Below are 8846 nucleotides of genomic sequence, written 5' to 3' on the forward strand. Positions count from 1 at the left end.
CGCCCCTACAATAATATTATTGCGCCAATGGTAGGGGCGCATCGCGTGCGCCCAAAATGTAATATAGATATTTCGACCAAATTGATTTGAGTTTTTACTGAGCGGTATTAAGTAAAAAATTGCCGTTTTCTTGGCACTGATAACTGATTACTGATTACTGATAACTGTCTTAGCCGATATCCACATTACCTGTACCTTGAAACATCAGCCAAGAGAGGAAAAAATTCGCCACAAAAATCGCTAATAAAGAAGTTACCACAGCCGTGGTAGTAGATTGACCAACTCCTTTAGCACCGCCGGTGGTGGTTAAACCCCAACTGCAGCCGATAATGGCAATTAAAACCCCAAAAATTAGGGACTTTAACATAGAACTAATTAAATCCCATGTTTCCAGAAAATTTTGGGCTGATTGTAAGAATAGGGAATAGGAAATACCGTAAAGACTATCAGAAATCAACAAACCACCGAGTAATCCCGTGACTAAAGAGATAATAGTGAGCAGCGGTAACATTAAACTACAGGCAATCACCCGGGGAATGACCAAATAATCGATCGGATCGGTTTTTAAAATATATAAAGCGTCAATTTGTTCTGTTACTCGCATTGTACCAATTTCGGCGGCAAAAGCCGAGCCAACTCTTCCCGCCACCACCACCGCAGTTAAAACCGGGGCTAATTCTCTTGTTAAAGCCAAGGAAAGGACTCCCCCAACAAAACTACCCGCCCCAAAAAAAATAAATTCTCTGGCTACCTGAATAGTGAAAACCATACCGACAAAAGCAGCAGTAATTAGGGCAATTGTCAAGGATTCGGGTCCCACAATACTCATTTGTTCGAGAGTATTACGCCGGTGGATTTTGCCATTAAGAATATGTAAAAAAGTTTGTCCCGCTAATAAACTGGCAGCCCCCAAACGCTGAAACCATAAACTTAAACCACTGGCAGCATCAATTTTTCTTGGCATTTGTCGAGGGACTATCGCTAAAATCTAACTTATTATAGGCGAGAATTCCCTCTAATACTAAATCTGGTTATTAAAAACTGATTATTTATTCTCCGTTTTGCATGAGTGCCTCTTGCCTTTTGCCTGTCCTGATATGTAGCCTATACTCAAAGGATTTAGTATGATTATCCCTCGATTGTGGGGACTTGCTTTGATGCCACTCGATCGAGGGATAACAAACCATGGTTTTGTGCTGCGGGCAGGGGATAATAGAATTATCTAGTAGCCGTCAGCTATCAACCCTGATTCTTTATCCATGCCAGATTTAGCGAAAATTATCCTGAGAAACCATAAAATTGATGCTGTTAAACGATTCCATCCTTGGATATTTTCCGGGGCGATTAAAGAGATGGAGGGAGAAGTCAAAGAGGGTGCTATCGTTGAGGTTTATAGCGATCGAGGCGAATATCTAGCCACTGGACTGTATAATCCTAGCAATATTGCCGTTAAAATTCTTTCTTTCCAAAAAGTCAGCGATATTGCTCAATTATTTCTCGAAAAATTCCAGAATGCCTATCGGCTGCGGCAACAAATCGGTTTAGTGGATAACCCGAAAACTAACTGTTATCGTTTAATTAACGCTGAAGGAGACGGTTTACCCAGTTTAATCGTCGATTGGTACAATGGCACGGCGGTTATTCAAGCTTATTCCCTAGCTTTATACCAACGTCTCGATCTGATTGTCGATTGTCTGAAAACTATCTACGCTGACAATTTACGGGCAGTTTACGATAAAAGTGCCGCGGTTTTGGCGAAAAGCGCCCATACTTCCGAGAATAAATACTTATTTGGTCAAAAAACCAGCGATGAGGTGTTAGAATCCGGCCATCGCTTTATTATTGATTGGGAAAAAGGACAAAAAACGGGATTTTTCCTCGATCAAAGAGAAAACAGAGCTTTATTAGCCCAATATTGCCATAATAAACGGGTTTTAAACACTTTTTCTTATTCTGGCGGCTTTTCCGTCTATGCTATGCAAGCGGGGGCTGCTCTAGTCGATTCCGTTGATAGTTCCCACGGTGCGATCGATCTTACCGAAAAAAATATCGCCCTGAATAATCTCAGCGAAGTTCCCCATCAATCCTACAGCGCCGATGTTTTTAACTTTCTGCGCGACTGTCAGGAGGATTACGATCTGATTGTCCTCGATCCCCCCGCTTTTGCCAAAAGTATCCAATCCCGTCATCAGGCGGTTATGGCTTATAAAAGATTAAATCAGCAAGCTTTCCAGAAAATTCGCCCCCAAGGTATTATTTTCACCTTTTCCTGTTCCCAAGTGGTTAACGAAGAACATTTTCAGGGGGCTGTCATGGCTGCCGCCATTGAATCGGCTCGCCCAGTGCGAATTTTAGCACGTTTAAGCCAACCGGCGGACCATCCCACCAGTATCTATCACTCGGAAGGTTCCTATCTGAAAGGATTGGTTTTAGCGGTGGATTGATGGAAAATTAAACGATTACCATCGGGATCATAGATGTAGATTTCCGGACCGTGGGAAGCTTGGCTAATTTCTCCCCTAGCACCATAGCCGATTTCGCTCCAATGCTCGATCGCTTTTTCGAGACTCTCCACCTCGAAACAAATGCTCATGCCACTGCCCCTAGAATCGCCAAATTCCTCTCTGTGGGACTCTTTAGGGCAAAAAAGACCTAATTTAAGGTTAATCAGCCTAAATTCCGCATAAACGGCGGCAAGGTAGGGGCTTGGTTCCTGTTGCAACAGTTGACGATAAAACTGCACCGAGCGATCGAAATTACTCGTTCCTAGGGCAATAAAAGCCTCTGTGTAATTGAATGGACTATCGGGGGGGTTATTCATCGGGGTTGGCAAGCTTTTTCAGTGATCGGTAAACAGTAAATAATGGCTGGGGAAAGTTCAGTCATGGGGTGGCAGGGGGGATTAGGCCGCGTCTTCTAAGTAAAGATAAGCCTGAAAACTCATAAATACCCCGCTAATTTCTTGAATTTCTCCCAATTGGGAGATCGCCTCGTTAATGGTGTGATATTTAATCTCGATCAGTTTTGGCAATTTCTCCCGGTCAAGCTCGCCAACGCCAGAGCGAATATACTGATCAAGAATAAAGTCGAGAAACTCCCGTTGTTTTCCCGTGTATTTCGAGAAAATTAAATCTTTGTGCTTGATTACCCGCTCTTCTCTGGTCAAGGGTCTGGCTGCGTAGGCGATATAGGTCAGGACGTCGTAAATATCACTGTTTTCCGTGTTGGTGATCCCGGCGATCGCCTGTAGCTGTTCCTCGCCGTAGCCTTTTTCCGCGAGTCCAGTTAGCAGGGATTTGCGGGTGTCGGGTCGGCCCCAGAGATGGCGCAATTCCGCTTCATCTTGAAAAAGATCGGGAATATCCCCGAAAAGCTGCTGGATAAACTCCTCGGCCGAGATCGGTTTTCCGTCAGCATTCCAGAAAGTTGTTTTCTGGATGTGTTCCAGTTCTCGTTCCTTGCCGTCGGCCAGTTTGATTTTAATTTTCTGACGTATCGGCAGAGGATCTGGCTCGTCGAGAGGATATTCGATCGCGTCAGGTGGTTCGGGGCGCGGCCTCGGATCGATGACGACGGGTTCCTGCGGTTCCCCGTCCCATTCGGGATCGTTAAAGTTTTCATGGGCTTTAACAAAATCGTAGATAGTGAAATAGTCCTTATTATCGAAAAGGCGCGTCCCCCGGCCGATAATCTGTTTGAACTCGATCATCGATTTCACTGGACGCAGTAGAACGATATTTCTCAGGTTTCTAGCATCCACCCCGGTGGAGAGTTTGCGAGAGGTGGTGAGGATGGTGGGGAGCCTTTTCTCGTTATCTTGAAACTTTTTTAAGTGGGTTTCTCCCAAGCTGCCATCGTTGGCGGTAACGCGAGCGCAGTAGTTAGGATCGCTGCTGATGGCCATTTGATTGATCAGATCGCGAATGGCTAGGGCGTGGTCTTGATTGGCGCAGAAAACCAGGGTTTTCTCGTTTTGGTTGATCGCCTCCATAAAAATTTTTACCCGTTGGCGTTCCCGTTCCTCGATCTCGATAATCCGGTTAAAGTCGGATTCAGTATAAACCTTGTTTTCGTCGATATCGCCCTCGATCAGTTCATCGTCGGGATCATATTGGTACTCGTCGAGACTGGTGGTGAATTCAACCACCTTAAAGGGGGTTAGGTAGCCCTCGTTAATGCCTTCTTTCAGGGAATAGGTGTAGAGGGGTTCGCCGAAATATTTGTAGGTGTCGCCGTTGAGATCCCGTTTCGGGGTGGCAGTTAATCCCAGTTGTACAGCAGGGGCAAAGTATTCGAGGATTTTTCGCCAAGTGCTTTCGTCGTTGGCCCCGCCCCGATGACATTCATCCACGATCACCAAGTCGAAAAAGTCGGGAGCGTATTCGAGGAAGTTAGGGGCTAGTTCCTCGCCGTTTTGGGTCATAAAGGTTTGAAAGATGGAAAAAAAGACGCTGCCGTTTTTAGGGACTTTCTTTGTTTTCTGGATGTTCTTCGGTTCGATCCGAACGAGGGCATCTTCGGGGAAGGCGGTAAACTCGGTTAAGGCTTGATTAGCCAGAATATTGCGATCCGTGAGGAAGAGAATACAGGGCCGGTGGGTCGGTTCACCGCTCAGGTTCCAACTACTATGAAAGAGTTTCCATGCGATTTGAAGGGCGATCGTTGTTTTGCCGGTGCCGGTGGCCATGGTCAGGAGCATCCGTTTTTGACCAGCTGCGATCGCTTCTAGAACGGCCTGGATGGCGTTGTGTTGGTAGTAGCGGGCCTCGCGCATCCCGCTTTTATTATCGGGGGGGACGGTGGCGAAACGGTCGCGCCAGTGGTTGGGATCCGGGTAGGTGGCCGCCCAGAGTTCTTCCGGGGTGGGGTAGCGATCGATATAGCCTTCTTTTCCGGCGCGGGTATCCACTCGATAAATGCGGAGGCCGTTGGTACAGAGGGCGAAGGGGGTTTGCAGGCGCTCGGCGTAGTCCTTAGCCTGCCCAAGTCCCTCGGTGGGGTGCGCGTCGCGTTTTTTGGCTTCCAGGGTGGCGAGTTTGTGACCCCGATAGACTAAGACATAATCGCAGATTTTCGATGAACTGCGCTGGCCGTAACCCATCAGACGACCGGGGGCAATTACCTCGCGACGAATTTTACTGTCGGGAATGACTCCCCATCCCGCGGCTTTGAGGGCGGGGTCAATCAGTTCTGCTTTGGTTTCGGCTTCGTTCATGGGCTAGAAATCAAGTTGGCTGATGGCTTCTGCGATCGCTTGATCGGTTATGTCGGTTTGGTCGGTTTTGGAGTAGAGGGTGATGAGGACGATGGTGGTCTGGGTTTGCAGGTAGTAGATAACTCGATAACCGCCGCTTTTCCCCTTTTTTAATATCACTGTTTTTGAGGCGAACTTTGAAAACGGGGAAATTGAATCCTTGAATGCGATCGCCGGGGGTTTGTCCTGTCTGAAGGGTCCGAAGTAGGGGTTGTAAGTCTTGGCGGATGGATCGATAGCGTTTGGCGAGGATTTTGAGATCTTTTTGAAAGCGGGGGGTGAGTCTAATTTCGATGGGGTTTTCGTTAATCGACATCAATGCCTTCCCACATTCGATCTAGGGGGATGGTATTTCCCCCTAGGGCTTCTTGCATTCCTTGTTTAAGGTTGGCGACGATTTCCTCGTCTGGGGTGTCGTCTGGGTTGTGCGATCGTTCCCGTTCTAATTCAAGGCGAAAGGATCTAACGATCTCGTAAATCTGAGTCAAGTGATCTTCGGGGATTTCGTGGAGTTCGTCGATGATTTTTTGGATGATCATGGAGCTACGGGAAGACACTATTTACATTTTAACGGTTCTACTGGCTGAGTTGACCGGTGAAGGCTTTTTCTAGGATCGATTGTTTAAGTTCGGCGATCGCCTCTAGTTTGCGCTGGTAAATGGTTTCGAGTTTTTGAGTTTTTTGATAACATTCTTCTATTTGCTCGACGATTTTTTTTTGTTCTACAATTGGAGGAATAAAAACGGGAAAATTTTGTACTATAGCTTTATTAATTTTTTTCATAGTAGGATTAGCACCCTGTGCGCTATTAGAAATTAAATGTCGTAGTTTTGATGTTCTAAAATACCAATAAATAAACTTGGTTTCTGCCCACTGCGGGTTAATAGACATTTTCATAATTAAATCGCAACAGATGGTGGGTTCTGTTATGTTTTCACAGATAGCAACATGACCGACTAACTCTGATGTATTACTTCGGGTCATTAAGAATTCGCCGTTATTTAACCAATAATGAGCGCCCACCTTAACGGGGGCATTGGTAAATTTAATTTTTTGTATATTGAAATGAAAACCAGTGACGGAAGATAAAGTGAGGACGGGAACACCTATATCTGAATGATTTTCTGCCGGTGGCGACCACCCATTTCTAGGTTGCTGAGATAAAATATCTTGGAATTTTACCCTATCCCAATTAGAATTATTTTTATGGATAGATTTATCTAAATAACGTTTAAAAAAATTGCGAATATTAATTAAACTTTGTCTAGTATTAGCTTCAGCTTGGGCTATACCCTCGAAAGCTTTGTCTAGTATCTCTACTATTCTTTTTTGTTCTTCGATCGGGGGGACGGGAATTATAAGATCAGATAGCTTTGAAGCGTTGAATCCTCCTTGCGCGCTTCCAACAATTCCTAAAGAAATATCGTTCCAATATGTTGGAGTTTGAAAATATTTTGCAATAAATTCTGGCAATATATCGCAATCTGTTAATCGTAGTCTTATTAGGTAAGAAGCCGCTACAGACTTGGGTGGTTTTTTAATTAAGTAACTTTTTCCTGTTGTAGCTCCTGTACGTGCAAAAACAATATCATTATCAATTAACTTATATTTCTCGTAGTCAATCTCGCTAATTGAGCAATATGGAACAGTTTTCCAATCAACGAAATTATCTTGAATATCTGTAATTCTCAAAAAAAGTGAGTCTGCTTTATTAAAAGATGCTTTTGCGGTATAACCGTAGTTAATTGTAGAAATATCACCTAATCTTTTTGTTTTCCATTCACTCATAAAATCTCTCCAATACTTGTAAAAATCTCCGCACTTACTTTAATTTTTTTGTTTTCTATCAATTTTCATAATCGAAACTCGATGCTGGTTGAGCGAAGCCGAATGCTGGTTGAGCGAAGCCGAAACCACCCTTCCCATCAGCTAGGAGAAGACCCCAATAAATCGGAAATCGCCTCTAAAATCGACCCACTTTCCCGGTCCAATTCCGCAATCTCCGCTAAAATTTCCTCCGGCTCGCGTAAAGGATCGCCCTCTGGCGCGTTGGGATTTTTCACCGACAGATCGAAGGAACCAGGATCGACTTCTTCTAAGTCTAAAAACCAAGAGCGCTTCGATAGCTTAAAAGTCGATTGAAACTCGATGAACTCCTTCAAATCATCATCATTGAGCGCGTTTGTTTTTCCCAGACTTCGCCCCGGTTCGAGTTGATAAAACCAGATTTTCTGCGTCGGCGAACCCTTAGTGAAAAATAAAACCACCGTCTTTACCCCCGCCCCTAAAAAGGTCTTAGCGGGACAATCCAAAACCGTATGGAGATTACAGGACGAGGTTAACTCCCTCCGTAACTCTCTAGAGGCGTTGTCCGCGTTCGACAGAAAGGTATTCTTAATAACGATCGCTCCCCGTCCCCCGGTTTTCAAACTCTTGATAAAATGCTGGAGAAAAAGAAAGGCCGTCTCTCCGGTATTGATCGTGAAATTGCCGCGGATCTCCTTGCGTTCATTGCCTCCGAAGGGGGGATTAGCTAAAACGATGTCATAACGATTCTTCTCTTGAATCGCTTGAATATCTTCGGCCAGGGTGTTGGTCTGAATAATATTCGGAGCCTCGATCCCGTGCAGGATCATATTCATTACCCCGATAATATAGGCTAAAGCCTTTTTCTCCTTGCCGAAAAAAGTCCTCGTCTGTAGCGTTTCTAGCTCTTTCGTACTCAGATCGGCCTTACTGTGGCGTAAATACTCGTAGGCCTCGCAGAGAAACCCCGCCGAACCGCAGGCCCCGTCATAAATCGTCTCCCCTAATTGCGGTTTAATCACTTGAATCATCGCCCGGATCAGGGGCCGCGGGGTGTAGTACTCGCCCCCGTTTCGCCCCGCATTGCCCATATTTTTGATCCTGGTTTCGTAGAGGTCCGAAAGCTCGTGTTTCTGCTGTTGCGTGCGAAACTGAAGCCGGTCGATACTTTCGAGAACTTCCCGCAGGTTATACCCGCTCTGAAACTTATTCCGCACCCCCGCAAAAATTTCCCCGATCTTAGCCCCGAACGTCCCCGGTTCTGCGTATTGCTTGAATCCCTGAAAGTAGGGAAATAGGTCGCTATTGACGAACTCGATCAGATCGTCCCCTACCTTGGCGGTTTTCAGCAGTTCACCCCTCCCGTCCTTGGGGTAGGCCCAATTCGACCAGCGATAGGGTTCGTCTAGTAACGGATCGTAGTCTTCCCCCGTCAATAATGCCCGATTCTGGCGATCGACTGACCGATCGTCGAGATATTTCAAAAAGAGAATCCAGGAGATCTGTTCTGCGTAATCCAACTCCGTGGCGCATCCCGCCTCTTTTCGGAGAATATCGTCGATATTCTTAAATGTCTGCTCGAACATAGGAAAAAGATTAGATACTCTCAAATCTTACCTCGATCGCTCCCTTATCCTGAGCATAGATTAGACCTCTTGCAAAAGTCTTAAGTCGATCCTTGTACAGCAACATTTTTGAAGATTATCAACTACTAATAAATAATTAACTCAAAGTCCCTCCCATTATTGTTTCTATCGTTTGTTTTCGGATTTATGCAAGAGGTCTA

Annotated in this window: 8 protein-coding genes; 1 reads left to right on the plus strand and 7 read right to left on the minus strand. The window is 45.3% G+C overall.

Annotation, left to right across the window (positions count from 1 at the left end):
- Positions 1–169: 169 nt before the first annotated feature.
- Positions 170–964 (minus strand): MlaE family lipid ABC transporter permease subunit, encoded by a 795-nt coding sequence (locus IM496_RS02435; RefSeq protein ID WP_287661142.1) that lies wholly within the window; start codon positions 962–964, stop codon positions 170–172.
- A gap of 295 nt (positions 965–1259) precedes the next feature.
- Here IM496_RS02435 and IM496_RS02440 point away from each other — a divergent pair, with 295 nt between their 5' ends.
- Entirely contained in the window at positions 1260–2444 is a 1185-nt protein-coding gene (locus IM496_RS02440; RefSeq protein ID WP_287661143.1) for a class I SAM-dependent rRNA methyltransferase, read from the plus strand.
- On the opposite strand, the gene IM496_RS02445 is transcribed toward IM496_RS02440, so the two are convergent.
- The 6 genes from IM496_RS02445 to IM496_RS02470 all read right to left on the minus strand — a co-directional run bounded on the left by IM496_RS02445 (position 2411) and on the right by IM496_RS02470 (position 8646).
- Positions 2411–2821, minus strand: coding sequence for a VOC family protein (locus IM496_RS02445; protein WP_159297986.1), 411 nt, complete (start codon positions 2819–2821; stop codon positions 2411–2413). The two genes, IM496_RS02440 and IM496_RS02445, sit on opposite strands and share 34 nt — an antisense overlap.
- A gap of 81 nt (positions 2822–2902) precedes the next feature.
- Positions 2903–5215 carry an EcoAI/FtnUII family type I restriction enzme subunit R gene (hsdR, locus tag IM496_RS02450; RefSeq protein ID WP_287661144.1) on the minus strand — a complete coding sequence of 771 codons (2313 nt, stop codon included), beginning with the start codon at positions 5213–5215 and terminating at the stop codon, positions 2903–2905.
- A gap of 3 nt (positions 5216–5218) precedes the next feature.
- A complete protein-coding gene (locus IM496_RS22255) occupies positions 5219–5374 on the minus strand; it encodes a hypothetical protein (RefSeq protein ID WP_353737619.1) in 156 nt (51 codons plus the stop codon).
- A 185-nt stretch (positions 5375–5559) separates the two neighbouring features.
- Positions 5560–5811 (minus strand): hypothetical protein, encoded by a 252-nt coding sequence (locus IM496_RS02460; protein ID WP_238567829.1) that lies wholly within the window; start codon positions 5809–5811, stop codon positions 5560–5562.
- Positions 5812–5830: 19 nt separating this feature from the next.
- The gene (locus IM496_RS02465) at positions 5831–7042 is read right to left on the minus strand and encodes a restriction endonuclease subunit S (protein WP_287661145.1); all 1212 of its coding nucleotides are present in this window, start codon (positions 7040–7042) and stop codon (positions 5831–5833) included.
- 137 nt (positions 7043–7179) lie between these two features.
- Positions 7180–8646 (minus strand): class I SAM-dependent DNA methyltransferase, encoded by a 1467-nt coding sequence (locus tag IM496_RS02470; protein ID WP_287661146.1) that lies wholly within the window; start codon positions 8644–8646, stop codon positions 7180–7182.
- Positions 8647–8846 lie beyond the last annotated feature (200 nt).

It is taken from the genome of Microcystis sp. M049S2, assembly GCF_020245625.1.
In the GTDB taxonomy this organism is placed as follows: Bacteria; Cyanobacteriota; Cyanobacteriia; order Cyanobacteriales; family Microcystaceae; genus Microcystis; species Microcystis ichthyoblabe_A.

Excerpts from the sequence above, each read along its gene's own strand:
- IM496_RS02435 (WP_287661142.1), bottom strand. The coding sequence starts at position 964 with ATGCCAAGAAAAATTGATGCTGCCAGTGGTTTAAGTTTATGGTTTCAG.
- IM496_RS02440 (WP_287661143.1), top strand. The coding sequence starts at position 1,260 with ATGCCAGATTTAGCGAAAATTATCCTGAGAAACCATAAAATTGATGCT.
- IM496_RS02445 (WP_159297986.1), bottom strand. The coding sequence starts at position 2,821 with ATGAATAACCCCCCCGATAGTCCATTCAATTACACAGAGGCTTTTATT.
- hsdR (WP_287661144.1), bottom strand. The coding sequence starts at position 5,215 with ATGAACGAAGCCGAAACCAAAGCAGAACTGATTGACCCCGCCCTCAAA.
- IM496_RS02465 (WP_287661145.1), bottom strand. The coding sequence starts at position 7,042 with ATGAGTGAATGGAAAACAAAAAGATTAGGTGATATTTCTACAATTAAC.
- IM496_RS02470 (WP_287661146.1), bottom strand. The coding sequence starts at position 8,646 with ATGTTCGAGCAGACATTTAAGAATATCGACGATATTCTCCGAAAAGAG.